This is a genomic window from Polaromonas sp. CT11-55 (assembly GCF_047303325.1).
GTDB lineage: Bacteria > Pseudomonadota > Gammaproteobacteria > Burkholderiales > Burkholderiaceae_C > Polaromonas.
In genome coordinates, this window is sequence record NZ_JBKBEX010000004.1 from 85,266 (window position 1) to 103,867 (window position 18,602).

9 protein-coding genes and 1 pseudogene are annotated in these 18,602 nt (G+C 59.9%); all 10 read left to right on the forward strand.

Annotated elements, in window-relative coordinates; translation table 11 throughout:
• Positions 1-42: 42 nt before the first annotated feature.
• On the forward strand, positions 43-948 hold the full coding sequence (locus ACEN8I_RS05750; protein WP_413327259.1) for a hypothetical protein: 906 nt from the start codon (positions 43-45) through the stop codon (positions 946-948).
• Positions 949-1,005: 57 nt separating this feature from the next.
• Positions 1,006-10,392: a hemagglutinin repeat-containing protein gene (locus tag ACEN8I_RS05755; protein ID WP_413327261.1), complete on the forward strand. Its 9,387-nt coding sequence runs from the start codon at positions 1,006-1,008 to the stop codon at positions 10,390-10,392.
• 5 nt (positions 10,393-10,397) lie between these two features.
• Positions 10,398-10,661: a MafI family immunity protein gene (locus tag ACEN8I_RS05760; protein WP_413327263.1), complete on the forward strand. Its 264-nt coding sequence runs from the start codon at positions 10,398-10,400 to the stop codon at positions 10,659-10,661.
• Between the two features lie 162 nt (positions 10,662-10,823).
• A pseudogene (locus ACEN8I_RS05765) lies at positions 10,824-11,003 on the forward strand (hypothetical protein); the annotation flags it as partial.
• 110 nt (positions 11,004-11,113) lie between these two features.
• Positions 11,114-11,290, forward strand: a complete 177-nt coding sequence (locus ACEN8I_RS05770; RefSeq protein ID WP_413327265.1) for a hypothetical protein — start codon at positions 11,114-11,116, stop codon at positions 11,288-11,290.
• The gene (locus ACEN8I_RS05775) at positions 11,290-11,706 is read left to right on the forward strand and encodes a hypothetical protein (RefSeq protein ID WP_413327268.1); all 417 of its coding nucleotides are present in this window, start codon (positions 11,290-11,292) and stop codon (positions 11,704-11,706) included. The genes ACEN8I_RS05770 and ACEN8I_RS05775 overlap by 1 nt, the downstream gene beginning before the upstream one ends.
• Positions 11,707-11,813: 107 nt before the next feature.
• Positions 11,814-12,281, forward strand: coding sequence for an SMI1/KNR4 family protein (locus tag ACEN8I_RS05780; protein ID WP_413327271.1), 468 nt, complete (start codon positions 11,814-11,816; stop codon positions 12,279-12,281).
• Positions 12,282-12,379: 98 nt separating this feature from the next.
• Entirely contained in the window at positions 12,380-16,576 is a 4,197-nt protein-coding gene (locus ACEN8I_RS05785; RefSeq protein WP_413327275.1) for a hemagglutinin repeat-containing protein, read from the forward strand.
• Positions 16,573-17,001, forward strand: coding sequence for a hypothetical protein (locus ACEN8I_RS05790; protein ID WP_413327278.1), 429 nt, complete (start codon positions 16,573-16,575; stop codon positions 16,999-17,001). Before ACEN8I_RS05785 ends, ACEN8I_RS05790 begins: the two co-directional genes overlap by 4 nt.
• A 964-nt stretch (positions 17,002-17,965) precedes the next feature.
• Entirely contained in the window at positions 17,966-18,496 is a 531-nt protein-coding gene (locus ACEN8I_RS05795) for a hypothetical protein (protein ID WP_413327279.1), read from the forward strand.
• The last annotated feature ends 106 nt before the right edge of the window (positions 18,497-18,602 follow it).

Genomic DNA, 18,602 nt, shown 5'->3' on the forward strand with positions numbered 1-18,602 from the left:
CCGTTCAATCCATTCTTCTTTTTCAGCAAGGACCTTTTCTTCATGAACTTTCGCCTTCGTTCCGCCAGCTTGCTTCTGGCCATCGCCGTACTGAGCCAGCCCGCAGCGGCAGGCCTCTTCGGCCCTTCGACGGAGCTCCTCAAGGGCGATGCGCTTGCCGCAAAGCTCAAGGCCCAGCAGGTAGTCCTCTCTGCCGGCGGCGGCGTGCTGGATATCCGGACAAAAGGCGCGGCCGTGGGCTCGTTTCTGGTCGGGTTCATTGTCAGCAGCGCATTGGCGTCTGGGGGCGGGGCGACCGGGAACGCACAACAAATGCAGAAAAACATGCAAGCCAACATGCAAATTGCCACCAGCTTCAACCAGAACCTGCAAGTGGCGATGACGCAAGTCGCCTCGGACCAGGCAGCCAAGCCCAAGGCGCAGATCGCCAAGGAAGGTCCCGTCATTGCCGTCAGCCAGCAGTTGATGGCCAGCCTGCTCCAGGAGCCGGGCATCAAGATGTCTTTGGCCTCTGCGGCGCAGCCGGCCGCGCCGGCAGACCTGCAACTGCGTGTTTCGCAACCCGAATGGAAGCTTGACTTCTCCATGGCGTCCAGCGAATACACCTTGCGCTACCAGATCGATGCATCGCTTTACCAAAAGGAAAGCGACACCGTCTTCTATAAGCAGAGCTGCAAGGGCGAAGTGCCAAGAAAGCTGGCGCTCGAAGACTGGGAGCGCGACGACTTCTCGGAGGTGGCACTCGCTGCGGCTGATGTTGCAAACAGCTGTGCGGCAACCCTGATTGCAGCCCTGGGACTGCGCCCGGTGCCGGTCGCGCCCCTGTCTCCGCCGGCAAGGAAAGCCGACCCGACTGTTGAAAGCGCGGTGCCTGCGCTGCCCGTGCCCGCCGCAGGGACGAGCCAAGCGGAGGAGCCCGCGTCCCCCGCCGTAGAAGCGCAGAAATGACCGGCTTCTAGCCTCATCGGTGCTCTTTTCTCTCACACCTCGTTCCCGAACCTGTCCATGAACAAAAACCTGCACCGCATCATCTTCAACAGCACGCGCGGCCAACGCATGGTGGTGGCCGAAACCGCCAGCGCCGGGGGCAAAGCCGCAGGCGGTGAAACCTCAGGCGTGACGACCGCGCCGGGTTTGACGGTTTCGCTACAACCACTGCGCTTTGCCGTGCTCGCCGCGCTGGGCATGGTCCTGTGCTTGCAGCCGACTTTGCACGCACAAATCGTCGCGTCCCCCGGCGCGCCCGCCAACCAGCGCCCCACGGTGCTGCAAACCGCCAACGGCCTGCCGCAGGTCAATATCCAGACGCCGTCGGCCGCCGGCGTGAGCCGCAATACCTACCAGCAGTTCGACGTCCAGCCAAACGGCGCCATCCTCAACAACAGCCGCACCAATGTGCAAACCCAGCTGGGCGGTTTTGTCGGCGCCAACCCCTGGCTGGCCACCGGCCCGGCGCGGGTCATCCTCAATGAGGTGAACTCCGGCAACCCCAGCCATCTGCGCGGTTATGTCGAGGTCGCCGGCCAGCGTGCCGAAGTCATCATTGCCAACCCGGCCGGCATCAACGTCAACGGCGGTGGTTTTCTCAACGCCAACCGCGTCACGCTGACCACCGGCACGCCGGTGCTCAATGGCGGCGCGCTCGAAGGCTTTCGGGTGCAGGGCGGCAGCGTCAGCGTGGGCGGCGCCGGCCTGGACACCTCCACGGCCGACTACACCGCCATCCTGGCGCGTGCCGTGCAGCTCAATGCCGGCGTCTGGGCCAGGGAACTGCGCGTGGCCACGGGCGCCAACGACATCGACGCGGCCCACAACGCCACGCCCATCGCCGGCACGGGCGCTGCGCCGACCTATGCGGTTGACGTGGCCCAGCTGGGCGGCATGTATGCCGGCAAGATTTACCTGATAGGCACGGAAACCGGCCTGGGCGTGCGCAATGCCGGCGTCATTGCCGCCACCGGCGGCGACCTGGTGCTGCAGGCCAACGGCTGGCTCACCAACACCGGCAGCCTGCAGGCCGCCGGCAACACACAGTTCGGTACGGCGGGCGCCATCAGCAACAGCGGCACCATCTACGCTGCCGGCAACACCACGCTGGCCGGGCAGGGCGGCATCAGCAACAGCGGTACCGGCATCATCGCCGCGCAGGGCAATACCAGCTTGCAAGCCACGGGCGCGTCCATCAGCGCAGCGGCGGGCTCGGTGATCGCGGCCGGCATGAACAGCGACGGCACGCTGCGCGCCAATGGCGACCTCGGCGTGGCAGCGTCCGGCGCGGTGGCCCTGAACGGCCAGGCCCTGGCGGGTGGCAGCGTCGCGGTTTCGGGCGCGCAGCTCAACCTCGCGGATGGCAAGCTCGGCGGGCAGAACGTCTCGCTCGCGGCCAGCACCGGCAATATCGACGCGAGCCGCGCCACCCTCAACGCGCAAGCCACCTTGAGTGCCAACGCAGCGCAAACCCTGCGCACCGACGGCGCAGCCGTCTCGGCCGGCCAACTCAATCTCACGGCCAAAGACATCTCCAACGCCGGCGGTGACATCGTGCAGACCGGCACGGGCGACACCAGCATTGCGCTGGCATCGCCCACCGGCACGCTCAACAACAGCGCGGGCCGCATCGCCACCAACAGCCAAAACCTCACGCTTTCGGCCGCCACGTTCAACAACAGCAGCGGCGGCAAGATAGAGCATGCGGGCGGCGGCGCATTGGCCATCAATGTCACGACCTTCAACGGCGATGGCGGCAGCATCGTGAGCACCGGCGCGGCCAGCCTGTCGGCCACCACCCTCAGCCACAACAACGCCACGCTGTTGGCCGACAACCTCACCGTGGCTGCGGGCACGCTCAGCAACCGCGGCGGCACGATCAGCCAGAGCGGCCTGGGCGCCACCAGCGTGACGGCCACGGGCGCCCTCGACAACAGCGCGGGCCGAATCCTCAGCAACGGCAACACCACCCTCAGCGCGCAAAGCCTGAACAACCAGGGCGGCGTGGTCCAGGCCACCGGCGCCTCCAGCCTGGGGCTCACCACCACCGCCGCGCTGGACAACAGCGCCAACGGCCAGGTCGCCGCCGGCGGCGCGGCCGTGCTGAACACCGGCACGCTCAACAACACACTGGGCAAGGTCACTGCGGGCGGCAGCCTCACGGCCAATGCCGGCGGCGCCATCACCAACGTCCAGGGCCTGCTGGCTTCCAACGGCGCGGCCAGCCTCACGGCCGCCAGCGTGGACAACACGCGCGGCGTTGTCGCCTCCGTGCAAAACAACGCGGCCGTCACCACCACAGGCGCCACCACCAACGACAGCGGGCGCATCGAGGCCGCAGCCGACGTCACGCTCGCCAACGCCGGCCTCAGCAACACCAAGGCCTTGGGTCAAAGCACGGGCGGCAGCATCACCGGCCGCAATATCACCGTCAACACCGGCGGCCAGAGCCTGAACAACGCCTTCGGCACCATCGCCGCCGCGCAAGGCGCCACGCTGCAGACCGGTGCGCTCAACAACAACGGCGGCCTGATCCAGGCCGGCGCGGCGCTGGGCATCAACACCAACGGCCAGGCGCTCACCAACACCAATGCCGCGGCCTATGCCGGCGGCGCGGGCGGCATCACTTCGCAGGGCACGGTGACGCTCACCACAGGCGGGCTCAACAACGCGGCCGGCTTTATAGGCGCCAAGGGCGCGCTCACGGCCGCCACCGCCGCCGTCGGCAACACGGCGGCCGGGCAAATCGTCGGCGAGTCCACGCTGAGCTTTACCAGCACCGCCTTTGACAACCGCGGCGGCCAGGTCCAGGCCCTGGGCGATGCCGGCATCAGCACCGGCGCAGGCGCCATCAACAACACCGGCGGCCTGCTGCGCAGCGCCGGCACCGCCACGCTCACCGCAGGCAGCGTCATCAACAGCAACACCCTAGGCGTAAACCAAGGCATCGAAGGCAACAACGTCGCCATCACCGCCGGCGCCATCAGCAACGACAGTGGCGCCATCCGCACCAGCACCAACACCACGCTGACCAGCGGCGGCAGCCTCAACAACACGGCCGGCCTGGTCAGCGCGGGCAACACCGCTACCGTGCAGGACACGGCGGCTACCCCGGCCGCCCGCACCCTGGCCATCAGCAACGCCGGCGGCACCATCCTGGCCGGCCGCTCGCTGGCCGCCAGCGCCGCCAGCCTGAGCGGCGCCGGCAGCCTGCTGTCGCAGCAGGACTTGTCGCTCTCGCTGTCCGGTGATTTCAGCAACACCGGCACCCTCAGCGCCAGCGGCAACAACACGGTAGCCGTGGCCGGCACGCTGACCAACAGCGGCAAGCTGCAGGCCGGCGCCACACTGGACGTGACGGCTGCCACCATCGACAACACCGCCACCGGCGAGATGACCGGCACCACCACCAAGATCACTGCGACCGCCGCCAACACCCTCATCAACCGTGGCCTGATCGACGGCGTCGACACGCAGATCAACGCCGTCACGCTCAACAACATAGGCACCGGCCGCATCTACGGCAACACCCTCAGCATCGCGGCCACCACCCTCAACAACGACGCCGAAACCGTGGGCGGCGTCACCACGGCCGGCACCATCGCCGCGCGCCAGCGCCTGGACATAGGCGCGACCACCATCAACAACAGCAACGGCGCGTTGATTTTCAGCGCCGGTACCGGGGTCGATGCGTTGAACATAGGCGGCAGCCTGGATGCCAGCCGCAACGCGGCGGGTTCTGCCCAGGCAGTCAACAACGCCGGCGGCACGATAGAGGCATTGGGCGGGCTGAAGATCAGCACCGCTCAAATCAACAACACCAATCCCAACTTTGCCTACACCTTGCAAGGCGGCGGTGCCGGCGGCGGCAGCGCACGGGAGTTCGTGACCCTCTCGGGCACCTACAGCAGTGCCAACGGCGCCTGGAGTCTGGGCCCGGAGACGCTGACCTGGATACCGAGCGGAGGAGGGTTTTTTCTGGGAGTCACGGTAGGCACGCTTGTGGGCCGCGGGCCCAATGGGCAGGCCATGGTCATTCCGCCAGGCAGCACTTATTCAGCGCCTATCTACAAGACCATGTTCAATACGCCCGACGTGGTACCGGGTGGGACCGTCGTCGTACCCCCCGCTGCATCTGTTTGGGCGCTCTTCGGGGTGGCGATGCCCGCGGGCAGTCCGCCCACGGAAGCGAAACCGCAACCGGTTTGCCCCGGCACCTCTTGCGGCACCGGTGACCATGACGATGCCATGTGGATTCCCCCCGACCCAGCGGCGGTCGCCGCCTGGGAGGCCGCAGCCGCCCCATGGCTGGCCCTGCAAGCGGCGATGGACGGCGCGCGCGCCACGATTGCCGCAACGGCCATTCCCATTGAGGGCTTTCGCGACTACACCTCGACAACGCAGACAGCTGTCGTCACCCAGAGCACCCCAGGCCGCATTCTGAGCAGCGGCGCCATGACGCTGAACGCTTCCACAGCCCTCGTCAACGACCAGAGCCAGATCGTTGCAGGCGGCGCACTCAACATCACCGGCCAGGCGGTGGACAACCGCGCCCGCACCATCAGCGTCAATGCGCAACGCACCGGAACGGCCTATGCGTGGAGCAACTTCAACGAAGGCTGCGGCGGCTTTGATGGCTGCGACTACAACTACAACGCCTACCGCGATGCACCCTATGTGCAGGATGTGCCGCAAACGACAACCATCAGCATCGCCCGCAGCCAGAGCCTGCTCTCGCCCGCGAGCCAGGGCCTGGCGTCCGGCACGCAACTGGCCAGTGCCAGCACAGCCAGCGTGAGTGCCGCGCCCGGTGCCATCGGCGCACTCAGCGCGGCGGCCCGCAGCCTGGGGATTGTGCAGGTCACCTCCACCGTCTCCACCGCGGGCGCTCTCAGCGGCACTTCACCGGTGGTGCGCACCGTCACGCCTAACCTCTCCGTGCCCACGGCCAGCCTGTTCCGCATCAATCCGGGCCCTGCGGCCCATTACCTGATCGAAACCGACCCGCGCTTTGCCAACTACCGTAGCTGGCTCTCCAGCGACTACATGCTCACCGCGCTGGGCCTGGACCCGACGGTCATACAGAAACGCCTGGGCGATGGTTTCTACGAACAGCGCCTGGTCAACGAGCAGGTCGCGCAGCTCACAGGCCGGCGCTTCCTGGACGGCTACAGCAACGAGGAAGCGCAATACCAGGCATTGATGAATGCCGGCGCCACCTTCGCCCAGCAATACCAGCTGCGGCCCGGCATTGCCCTTACCGCCACGCAGATGGCCGCGCTCACCACCGACATCGTCTGGCTGGTCGAGCAAACCGTGACCTTGCCCGACGGCAGCAAAACCCAGGCCCTGGTGCCCCAGGTCTATGCACGCGCCCAGGCGGGCGACATCGACGGCGCAGGCACCCTGCTGGCCGGGCAAAGCACCAACATCAATCTTTCGGGGGACCTCGGTAACTCGGGGACGATTGCCGGACGCACCATCGTCAACCTGACGGCCGAGAATGTGAACAACCTCGCCGGCCGCATCAGCGGCAATGCCGTGGCCGTCACCGCGCGCACCGACCTCAACAATATAGGCGGGCAAATCGATGCCGCCAACACCCTCAATGTGACAGCCGGGCGCGACCTCAACATCGCCAGCACCACCAGCAGCGCCAGCAACTACACCGAAGGCACCACCGTCAACAACTTCAGCCTCACCGGCATAGACCGCGTGGCTGGCCTTTACGTCACAAGCCAGACCGGCACAACGCTGGTGGCCAGCGCCGGGCGTGATCTCAACATCATCGCCGGGGTCATCGCCAACAATGGCGCCACCGGAAACACCACCCTCACCGCACAGCGCGACATCAACCTGGGCACCGTGGGCACGAGCAGCAGTTCCAGCGTGGTGCGCGGCGTGGGCACCGACTTCCTGGAAGACCGCCAGACTGCCGACGTCGGCAGCCAGATCAACACCCAAGGCAACCTCAACCTGAGTGCGGGGCGCGACCTCAACGCCAAAGCGGCGAGCGTGCAGGCAGCGGGTGACCTCACGGCTGTAGCCGGCAACAACATCAACATCACCAACGGCCAGCAGACCAACAGCACCAGCTTTGGGTTGACCACCAGTGAAAGCGACCTGTTCAGTTCCAGCAGTAGCACCGAGCGCCGCAGCGGCGAGCAAAGCAATGCGGTGGGCTCCAGCATTGGCGGTAAAACCGTCACCTCGGTAGCCGGAAACGACCAGACCGTGACGGGCTCCAGCGTCATCAGCGATGCAGGTACGACCCTGGCGGCGGGCCGCAATATCGCCATCGAGGCTGCGCTGAACACCAATAGCTCGACCTCTTTCTACGAAAAGAAGGAGTCAGGCCTGCTGGACAGTGGCGGTGTGGGTGTCACGATAGGCAGCCGTGAACAGTCCACCGACAAGAAGACCCAAGCCACCACAGCCGCCGCCAGCACCGTGGGTGCCATCAGCGGGAACGTCAACTTGCTTGCAAATGACGTCTATAAACAGTTCGGCAGCGACGTCCTGGCGCCTCAAGGCAATATCACCATCGCGGCCAAGACGGTCGAAATCGTGGAAGCACGCGAAGTGCGAAAGGCCCAGACCGAGGATAAGTTCAAGGAGTCCGGCTTGACGGTCGCGGTGACCTCACCCATCATCACCGCGCTGCAAACCGCCGACAAAATGGGCGAAGCAGCCAGCCAGACCAAGGATGGCCGCATGCAGGTGCTGGCCGGCGTCACCACGGCGCTCGCCGCCAAAAATGCCTATGACGCGGTCAAGGCAGATCCCCAAGCCGCCGGCGGCATCAATATCGCCATCACCGTAGGCGGCAGCAAAAGCCAGACCAATACCGATTCCAGCAGCGACGGCGCGCGCGGCAGCACTGTCGCTGCAAGCGGCAACGTCGACATCGTGGCCTCCGGCGCTGGCAAAGACTCCGACATCGTGGTTCGCGGCAGTACGGTGCAGGGTGGCAAGACTGTATCCCTCTCGGCTGAAGACCAGATCAAACTGATCGCGGCCATGAATGCCAGCCAGTCCAATCGCAACAGCAGCGGCAGCAGTGCCGGGGTGGGCGTCGCCATCAGCATTGGGTCGGGCGGTGCTGGCTTTGGCATCACGGCCAATGCGAGCGCATCGAAGGGCGAAGGCCATGGCGAAGACACCACCTGGACCAATACACTGATTGAGGCCGGCCAGCAAGTCAACCTTGTTTCCGGCGCCGATACCACGCTCAAGGGGGCCGTCGTCAAGGCGCCCACCGTCAAGGCCGACATTGGCGGCAACCTCAACATCGAAAGCCTGCAGGACACCAGCACATTCAACAGCAAGGATCAATCCATAGGCGGTAGCGTGACGGTCGGGGTCGGCTTCTCCGGCAGCCTCAACTTCAGCGACCAGAAGATCAACAGCGACTTCCGGTCCGTCACCGAACAAAGCGGTATCAAGGCTGGAGACGGTGGCTTCCAGATCAGTGTAGCCGGCAATACCGACCTCAAAGGCAGCGTGATCGCCAGCACAGACAAGGCGGTCGCCGATGGCAAAAACGTCTTGGTGACCGGCACGCTGACCCAAAGCGACATCCAGAACAAGGCGGAGTACAACGCCGACAGCGTCGCGCTGGGTGGGGGTTACAGCGATGGCAAGGGATTGATCCCAATAGGCGGTAGCGGAGGCAGTGCGGGCTCAGCCGGAGGGGTGGGCACAGACGCCAGCGGTAAAGCCCAAACGGGTGCCGCCAAGACGCCGGGCAGCACACTGCCTGGCTACAACGGCTTCAGCGCCACTGTGCCAATTGCTTTGAACGCCTCCGGTGAATCGAGCAGCACTACCGGTAGTGGCATCAGCGCGGGAGTGATTGCCATTACCGGCGGTCGGAAGCAAGAGGCGCTGACGGGCCAGACAGCGGATCAAACGGTGGCGAGCTTGAATACCAGTGTTCGCAGCGACCAGAACGGCAGCAATGCGCTCAAACCCATCTTCAACGAGCAAGAAATCAAGGCTGGGTTTGAGATTGTGGGCGCGTTTAGCCGTGAGGCAGGAGCCTTCCTGGCTACACGCGCTGGCGAAGCCGATGTCAAGAAGAAGGAGCGTGATACCGCGTTGGTCGCTGGTGATATGGAAACTGCCCGTCAACTCGACAGCGAACTTCAGGGTCTGGAGAAATGGGGCCCAACTGGTGAATACCGTCTCGTCACGACCGCGGTTATCGGAGCCCTGAGCGGTAACGTCACAGGGTCCAGCGGGCAAATTGTGCAAAGCGCAACCATCAACTACCTGCAGGCCCTAGGCGCGCAAGAAATTGGGCGCTTGGCTGACAGCCTGGGTAGCGATACTGCACGCACTGCGCTCCAAGGGTTGCTTGCCTGTGCTGGTGCGGCCGCGCAGAGCGGAAATTGCGCAAGCGCAGCCATGGGGGCCAGTGCAGGCGTAGTGATCAATGCATTGCTGGGTGACACGGAGGGAATGACTGCCGAGAAAAAAGAGGGACGAAAAAACATCGTGACAAGCTTGATCGCCGCTCTTGCGGGTGGAAGTGGCAATTTGACTGCCGCAGTTAATGCGGCTGCCATCGAGACTGAAAATAACGCCCTTAGCCTCCGCGGTTCCGGCCGGCTCATGAATACCTTGAGAAGCTGTGAAGGCAGCAACTGTGATCTCACTACGCTACGCGCTGATGTTGCACGTGATGCAGAAAAGCAGAATCAACGAATCGTGGCGGCCTGCAGTGGAGCAAGTGCAAAACTCGATCAGTGCATGGTGCTTTCCAACAGCGCCAACCAGACAGCGGTCAATCTGTTGAACGCCACTATCTATGCAGATACACCTGAAAAGCAACAGCTGCTTCTTGATCTGATTGATCAACAGGTTCGCGACATGGAATCGCTGAACAAGATGCTCGAGGCCAATGTGGCCAATGCCAGCTTTAAGGATGTTGTAGGTGCATCCTTGGTGCAAGCCGCTCAGTTGTTGAGCATGGCCGTGATTAGGGTTAAGCCCCCTGCTTTGAGCATTTGGGTAAATGGGAGAATGAAAACTGCAGAGGAATATGTAAATATTCTTTCTCCGGAAGATCGTCAACACATACTCTTCGGTGACGGCCCAGGAAGTGGGGGGCATATGTATCCAGGCCAGCCCGGTAAGTCCACCTATCCGCAGAGTTGGACAGAGAGGCAGATCCTGCATAACGTGGGGGACGTGGTTACTTCACCTACCACTCAGTGGTATGCGCAAACTGGAACTGGTGGCATAACAACCAAAGCCGGTGATCCCGCGAGATGGGTTGCGTGGGAAACGCGCGACGGGGTGACAATGCGTGTAGTTTTTGAACCAGCCACAGGCCGGACGGTCACAGCATTCCCTGACTTGGCCCCTGCCACTATCACCTTAAAACCGATAAAGAAGTAGTCGACATGTCGCTTGAAGTAGAACTCCGCAAGCTAGCATCCCTTTTTGAGGGGCGGCTCAGCAATAGCCTTTTAGACTTCGCAATTGAATACTGCGATCATGGGGAGAATTGCTTGGCACTAGAGACGCTATGTGATCAACTCTGCGAAGAAGATGTGGCCTTGAGTGAACTTGAGTATCAAGAGTTGCTGAGATTGGGATCGCTAGTTGGCGCTGACTTGAACGCTGGACGATTTAAATATCTCCGAACTCTGGTGTCGTCTCCCTGACAAGGGGTGCATGTTGAATTGCGCTGAAATCTAAACCACTTTTTCCATCGAGTCTTGACCCGTATTCTGTGAATAGATGGCTTCTCGTGCTGCACCTCTCTTCCTTGCCTTGAGGCGACTAGATGAAGTTTGCGTGGATCGGGTTGAGATGAAATTTCTCTTCTCAATGGGTCAGGCTCCGATGGAACTCAGCAGTACAAGGCCTTGATGGACGCGGGCACAACCTTTGCCCAGCAACACCAGCTGCGCCCAGGCGTTTCGCTCAGCGCCCAGCAGATAGCCCAACTCACCAGCGACATCGTCTGGCTGGTCGAGCAAACCGTCACCCTGCCCGACGGCAGCACCATGTTGAGTTCTGTCTAAATTTGACCCAGTTAGAACGGTAATTTCCATCCAAGCGAGACCCACGTAGGCCCACCCACTCCTTCACGTTGAGTACAGGTCAAACTTTGATGGAAAAACTGGATCAGGCTTCGGCGAAACTCAACATTCAAGTAACAGGGAAGACCGAGCAGTATGTGAAAGTTGGTGATATATGGTTCTTCTCCCCGGTAAATATTGATAAGGTTACAGGCAAAGTAAATGGCATTCGAACAGTGTTCCCTCGGGTTCCTCCAGGAGTGAATTAATGACCAAGATTCGCATTGGTAACTACGTCTACTTCGACGCCGAGGTGCAAGACTTGAATGTGCTACCGCTTCTGGAATGCCTTCGCTTCGCTATTAACGATGGACAACCACTAGAGCACTACTTGAAAGGCATTCTTCCGCCGGGCGAAGGCGGCTATTGTGGAGGTGATCCTGGCTGGGAAATCTGCGGTAGCGATAACGATTTAAAGAACTGGTATGACGGCGCCGGAAACAGGCTCTATTACGCATGGACCCATCAACCCGTGAGCGAACTCGATCCATGCGATGGTTATTACCCCGTTGACGTCGTCCGCCACCATGTGCGCGAAGTGCTAGAAAATTTCCGCAACCTTAACCCTGGTCGTTCGGCTGAAGTGGATGCTGCCATTAAGCGATTTGAACTGGAAAATGCCTGATGGTGGAACCCGAAGTGGTTTTAGATAGCTGTCACCAGCGCAGGACAAGACAGCAATCTGACCACCCAGGGCAGCGATGTCCGGGTGTGACGTAATAACGGGCAACCATGATGATAAACAGCGTTAAAAAATTATTTGATGCATCGGTACAGCAAGGGGCGATCTTGGAGACATCGCTCGTCGGTTGTACTGATGCTGAAATTGCCACTATTGAGCGGCATTTCGGCTGCATTTTGCCCGCGACTTATCGCGATTTTTTGGCCATTGCTGGAAAATCTGCGGGGAAGCTTTTCCGCGGGACGGACGTGTTCTTTCCCCGTGTCTTAGCGCTCCGAACAGAAGCACGCGAACTCATGAATGAATTGAATTTGCCGGATCTTCTGCCTGAGGATGCAAAAATATTTTGTATGCATCAGGGCTATGAAATCAATTATTTTTTACCTATTTCAAATGATCCACCTATTTACCAGTTTTTTGAGGGGCAAAGCTCGACAACTCAACCGTGGAAAAGTTTTTCAGAATTCTTGAAAAATTCAATTGAGAGCCATCTTGTACAGTGGAGCGATTTAAATTAATGGGCAACGAGGGGAGCTGATCTCAACGCATAAGCCGCGCTGAACTGATACGCTTCCTGGACGGCTACAGCAACGAAGAAACGCAATACAAGGCCCTGATGGATGCGGGCACAACCTTTGCCCAGCAACACCAGTTGCGCCCAGGCGTTTCGCTCAGCGCCCAGCAGATGGCCCAACTCACCAGCGACATCGTCTGGCTGGTCGAGCAAACCGTCACCCTGCCCGACGGCACCACCACCCAGGCCTTGGTGCCCCAGGTCTATGCACGCATGAAGGCCGGCGACCTTGACGGCACCGGCACCCTGCTGGCTGGGCAGGTCACCAACCTCAACCTGAGCGGCGACATCAGCAACACCGGCACCGTGGCAGGCCGCACCATCGTCAACCTCACCGCAGAGAACGTCAACAACCTGGGCGGGCGCATCAGCGGCAACGACACCAGCGTCACCGCCCGCACCGACCTGAACAACATAGGCGGCACCATAGACGGCGTCAACAGCCTGACAGCGATTGCCGGGCGCGACCTCAACATCGCCAGCACCACAAGCAGCGCCAGCAACTACACCGAAGGCACCACCGTCAACCACTTCAGCCTCACCGGCATAGACCGCGTGGCCGGCCTTTACGTCACAAGCCAGACCGGCACAACGCTGGTGGCCAGCGCCGGGCGTGATCTCAACATCGTCGCCGGCGTCATCGCCAACAATGGCGCGACCGGCAACACCAGCCTCACCGCACAGCGCGACCTCAACCTGGGCACCGTGGGCACGAGCAGCAGTTCCAGCGTGGTACGCGGCGTGGGCACCGACTTCCTGGAAGACCGCCAGAGCGCCGACGTCGGCAGCCAGATCAACACCCAGGGCAACCTCAACCTGAGTGCAGGACGCGACCTCAACACCAAAGCCGCCAATGTCCAGGCAAGCGGTGACCTCACGGCCGTGGCCGGCAACAACATCAACATCAGCAACGGCCAGCAGACCAACAGCACCAGCTTTGGCCTGACCACCAGCGAGAGCGACCTGTTCAGCTCAAGCAGCAGCACCGAGCGCCGCAGCGGCGAGCAAAGCAATGCGGTGGGCTCCAGCATTGGCGGCAAAACCATCACCTCGGTCGCTGGAAACGACCAGACCGTGACGGGCTCCAGCGTCATCGGCGATGCAGGAACCACCCTGAGCGCCGGCAACAAGCTCACCATCCAGGCGGCTACCAACACCAGCAAGTCAAGCGACTTCAAGGAAACCAAGGAGGATGGCCTCATGGGCAGCGGTGGCGCCGGCGTCACCATAGGCTCACAAGAGCAATCGCTTGAGCAGAAGCGCAGCGGCACCACCGCCGCCGCCAGCACCGTGGGCAGCATTGCCGGCAATGTCACCCTCGTCGCCAATGAGGCCTACAAGCAGGTCGGCAGCGACGTCATGGCTCCGGGTGGGGACGTCACCATCGTGGCCAAGAAGGTCGACATCGTCGAAGCGCGGGAGACCAGCCGCAGCGAGACAGAACAGAAATTCAAGCAGAGCGGGCTGACGTTTGAGGTCACCTCGCCCATCATCAGCGCGATGCAAACCATGAGCCAGATGAGCGAGGCGGCAAACAACACCAGCGATAGCCGGATGAAGGGCCTGGCCGCGGCCAACTCCGCCCTCGCAATCAACAACGTCGCCAACGCCGTGAAAGCCGGCCAAGGCACAAGGATGAATGGCAAAGATGGGCAGATCGCGACGGGAGGCACGAACCCCGACGGCACGCCCGCCAGCCGTGACTCAACCGAGGCAGACAAAGCGGGCGGCATCAACCTCGCCATCAGCATAGGCAGCTCCAGCAGCCAGAGCAATTCCTTAAGCCAAAGCGACACCGCCAGGGGCAGCACGGTCACGGCCGGCGGCACCGTCACCATCGCCGCCACGGGTGCAGGGCAGGAAAGCAACCTGACTATCCAGGGCAGCACCGTAGAAGCCCAGCGGGCCGTGCAGCTTCTGACGGACAACCAAGTCAACCTGCTCGCCGCGCAAAACACTGCAAGCCAGAACAGCACCAACAGCAGCAAATCCGGCAGCATAGGCATCAGCTTCGGCACCGACGGCTTCCTGGTCAATGCCAGCGCCAGCAAAGGCAAAGGCAGGGCCGACGGCGAAGATACCTTCTACACCAACACCCAGGTCAAGGCCGGCCAGCAGGTCAGCATCACCAGCGGCGGCGACACCACCTTGCAAGGCGCGGTCGTCAAGGCCGAGCAGGTCAAGGCCGATGTGGGCGGCAACCTGCTCATCAAGAGCTTGCAAGACAGCAGCACCTACACCAGCAGCCAGCAAAGCATGGGCGGCTCGGTGAGCGTGGGGCTCGGCAAGATGAGCGGCAGCATCAGCGCGAGCAAAAGCAACATCGACAGCAACTTCAACAGCGTCGGCCAGCAAAGCGGCATCAAGGCCGGAAGCGGCGGCTTTCAGGTCAGCGTAGCGAGCAACACCGCCCTGCTGGGCAGCGTCATCGCCAGCGACACCCAGGCCGTCAATGCCCAGAAGAACAGCTTCCGCACAGGCGGCACCCTGAGCATTGCGGACATTCAGAACAGTGCCAGCTATACCGCCAAATCCGTCAGCATCAGTGTGGGGACAAGCGGGCAGCCGGCAGGGAAGCTGGACCTGAGCGGCATGGGGCTGGGTCTTGGCAGCGAGAGCGGCAATGCCAGCAGCACCAGCAGTGCGGGTATCAGCGGCATTGCGGGGAACACGGCGGTCAGGAGTACGGATGCGGAAACCGGGCTGGGCAAGATATTTGATGCCGACAAGGTGCAGCGTGAGATCAATGCACGGATGCAGATCACTCAGTACTTTGGACAACATGCGTCCAAAGCCGTGGGGGACTACGCCCAGACCAAAATTAACGAAGCTATTGCACTGAGAGACCAGGCGGAGAACGAGACCAATGAGGAGCGCAAGAATGCCCTGAGAGCAGAAGCCAAGGGACTCGAGGACAACTGGGGTAGCAATGGCGTTCTGCGCCTGGCTTTGCATACCGTCATTGGTGGGCTGACAGGCGGGACAGACGGCGCGCTTGGCGCGGCTGCCGGGACGCTGACCGCGCCGATGGTGGCGCAGGCGCTTGCCGATGCTGGTATCAGCGGGCCTTTGGCTCAAACTCTGACGGCGATTGCTTCAACGGCAGTGGGAGCCGCTACGGGCGGCACTGCGGGTGGCGCGGCTGCGGCTAATGAGGTCGTGAATAACTTCCTGAAACATGACCAAGCCGCGGCCATGAAAGCGGAAATGGCTGCCTGCAAGGCCAAGACCGGAGGTTGTACGGATGCGCAAGAGCGAGCGTTGCGCGACAAATACATTCTTCTGTCTAACGCCAATATCGAAAAAATTAAATCTCTGATTGTCGCTGGTGATGTAGGAGGTATTCAGAAGCTAGAAGGCGAGGCGGCTGGAAATGCAGAGGTAGTGGGTATCTTCAGCACACGTTGGGATGAAGAGATTTTCACAAACCGCCAAACCAACATCAATATCTACGGTTCGATTTACGGCACTTCCGCGATTTATGGAAATGACATACAGCGCGCTCAGGATGTTTCGATCTTCCGCAGCGGCAATTGCCAAGGGTTGAGTCCGACCGCGTGCAACGGGCTGGTGCAAGATGCATTGGACTACCAAGCTTATCGAGTCGGGCTATTGGGCGTTATTGGTGTCGCTGTGCCATTAACGGTTAAAGGCCTCCAAGCTTGGAAGGCCAGCTTGGCTCCCTCTGGAACCCCAAGTAAGACAGGCACGAATCCTGTTGTTGGGGACGGGGACTTGGATAATGTTTACAGTGGTCAGTTGGGTGGAAAACCTGTAGTCATTAGTGCGAAAGAGGCGGCGGCTAATGCGGCGGCTGCAGCTAGCGCCGATAAAGTAACTGCCCCAATAGACGTCGCACATGTGATTGGTGCTGACTCCAATCGCCGCGGGCCAACTGGTGGTCACAGTACAGTAAATGGCGACGTGAAGGTTGTGCAGGTCGTAAATGCGCCGGACGTGAACGGGGTTTATGAGGCGAAGGTTCAGATGAAGGACGCAAGTGGAAATTGGGTAGACAAGGTTAGCAATAGAGGTGTCAACACAATGTTTCCCAGTTCTTGGACGGCTGACCGAATCAAGTTTGAAATAGATGCGGCCTGGAACAGCACCGCACGTACCTCGATAATTGGTCCAGGTGGTGTACCTATGTGGCGGTCAGTAACGCCGAGTGGTGTCGTAGTGGAGGGCTATGTTAGTCCTCGGATAACAGCCTATCCAAAATATGGAGTAACCAATTGACGATCTTACGTTTTTACTATGACCAGGGAATAACTTCAGATGGACAGAACGGTGGAACGTTATGGTCCGCTGTGGAGGTAGTCGGTAGTCAAACGGTCAGCGAGACTGACTATGCGAAATATCTCGGTGGCGTTTTTCACTTCGATATAAATTCGCCTGATCATTGCGCCGATGTTCTTTCAGAGATCGAAAAAGTAGAACGAGGGGAAAGTGAGAAAGCTGGTTGGACTGGAAACGCTTTTTTTACCGACATATATCGAGATCGTGTAGAGGTAGAGCATCAGCAGTTTGTAGATCATCCCGATTGGCCGTTGTGGAGTTGTCCGCTTGGTGAGTTCAAGGCGGCGTTGCGAGGTTGGAAGAGTTTTCTTGAGTTGCCGGTGAATATGAATAGTGAAATGCTTGTCGAGTTACCAAATGGGTAGTCGTATGAATTGTGCTGGAAGTTGAGTTGGTATTTTTCGCACATATCTTTAAGTGCTGAAATCCATCGAAATCTAGTCCCGTTATGGAGTGGCCCCTCGGTGTTGAGTTCTGTCGAAATTTGACCCAGTTAGAACGGTAATTTCCATCCAAGCGAGACCCACGTAGGCCCTCCCACTCCTTCACGTTGAGTACGGGTCAAACTTTGATGAAAAAACTGGATCAGGCTTCGGCGAAACTCAACACCGTGACCAAAGAGTGTGGGTCAAGAGTTGATGGAAAGATTGGATCAGGCTTCGACGCAATCAACACTACGCCGTCTTCAAGAAGTAAACCGCTGTGCAACTTATTTCTATCGAACTATCTTCGGACGTCAAAACAGCGACCTATCGCTTCTTAATTAATCATGTACTTGCGATCTATCGGGTCGAGTTGCTGGACAGCGGGGGCATCCGACGGATGATGTGTCCTGCAGAGCTTGAGGCTTTAATGCTCGATGCTTTAACGCGTAGGGCCGACGCAGTAAAAGTACTTTCGAGTATCACTTGGGACATGGTTGACGGCCACGGAGTGATTTTGCCAGTCACCTTCTAATTGCTCGTGGCGGATGTCCCACCAATTTACCAAGGAATCCTTAGATGAATGAAATGAATGCTGCAGAGGCACTTTTAGAGGTTCTAAAAATAGACAAATCTCGAATTCCAAACAACTATGCCTGTTGAGTTCTGTCGAAATTTGATCCCGTTAGAACGGTGATTTCCATCCAAGCGAGACCCACGTAGGCCCACCCACTCCTTCACGTTGGGGTACGGGTCAAAATTTGATGGAAAAACTGGGTCAGGTTTCGGCGAAATTCAACACCTTGAAGACTGGCCGCGTGAAGACTTCGCCGAGGCGACACTCGCGGTTACTGGAATTACTTGGGCCGATAACAGTCAGATGACAAACAACTCTTAGGAAACAAAAATGTACGACCGTATCTCTAAAAGGGTGAAGCAAGTCTGCGTGATCGGCTTTGTCGCGATCCTGCTGACGGGGTGCGCTACTACACCTGCACCTGTAGATCCACGGACACCAGAAGAACGACAAGCTGCGTTTGACTCCGCGGCACAAGAGCTAATTGGAAACTATGTTGTCATCGAAAAACGCAATGAGTTTTTCAACGGAAGAAACCTAAAAGTCAACGAGGTGGTTGTTTCTCGTTCAGGTGACGCGCTCGTTTACTTGCTGAAGGGAGAGCGTGATAAACCACTGCTCATGATGGCGAGCGATTGCATGACGAGATACCCCACACGTCCCAATGAAATTTACTGCCACAACACATTCACTGAAATGGCAAGTGTCGATTTCTCGAAAGCGAATACAACGCGCAAAGTGAGTACTGGTGGATTGATTGATATACACGGCCCGATGGCGGTCAACCAAGGTGACTACCTTCTGTATTTCATGGAGCGTGGGCCGGGCAGAGTTCACTACTATCTGCTGAAGAAAAAGTGAAGTTGCTGAAAATCTTCCAAACCTGATTACGTCTGCACTGCCTTCCGCGCACAAGGAATGGAGTCAAGAGTCGATGGAAAGGCTGGGTTAGGCTTTAGCGCAATTC

Coding starts and splice junctions, on each gene's coding strand:
- ACEN8I_RS05750 (WP_413327259.1), top strand. CDS start 43: ATGAACTTTCGCCTTCGTTCCGCCAGCTTGCTTCTGGCCATCGCCGTA.
- ACEN8I_RS05755 (WP_413327261.1), top strand. CDS start 1,006: ATGAACAAAAACCTGCACCGCATCATCTTCAACAGCACGCGCGGCCAA.
- ACEN8I_RS05760 (WP_413327263.1), top strand. CDS start 10,398: ATGTCGCTTGAAGTAGAACTCCGCAAGCTAGCATCCCTTTTTGAGGGG.
- ACEN8I_RS05770 (WP_413327265.1), top strand. CDS start 11,114: ATGGAAAAACTGGATCAGGCTTCGGCGAAACTCAACATTCAAGTAACA.
- ACEN8I_RS05775 (WP_413327268.1), top strand. CDS start 11,290: ATGACCAAGATTCGCATTGGTAACTACGTCTACTTCGACGCCGAGGTG.
- ACEN8I_RS05780 (WP_413327271.1), top strand. CDS start 11,814: ATGATGATAAACAGCGTTAAAAAATTATTTGATGCATCGGTACAGCAA.
- ACEN8I_RS05785 (WP_413327275.1), top strand. CDS start 12,380: ATGGATGCGGGCACAACCTTTGCCCAGCAACACCAGTTGCGCCCAGGC.
- ACEN8I_RS05795 (WP_413327279.1), top strand. CDS start 17,966: ATGTACGACCGTATCTCTAAAAGGGTGAAGCAAGTCTGCGTGATCGGC.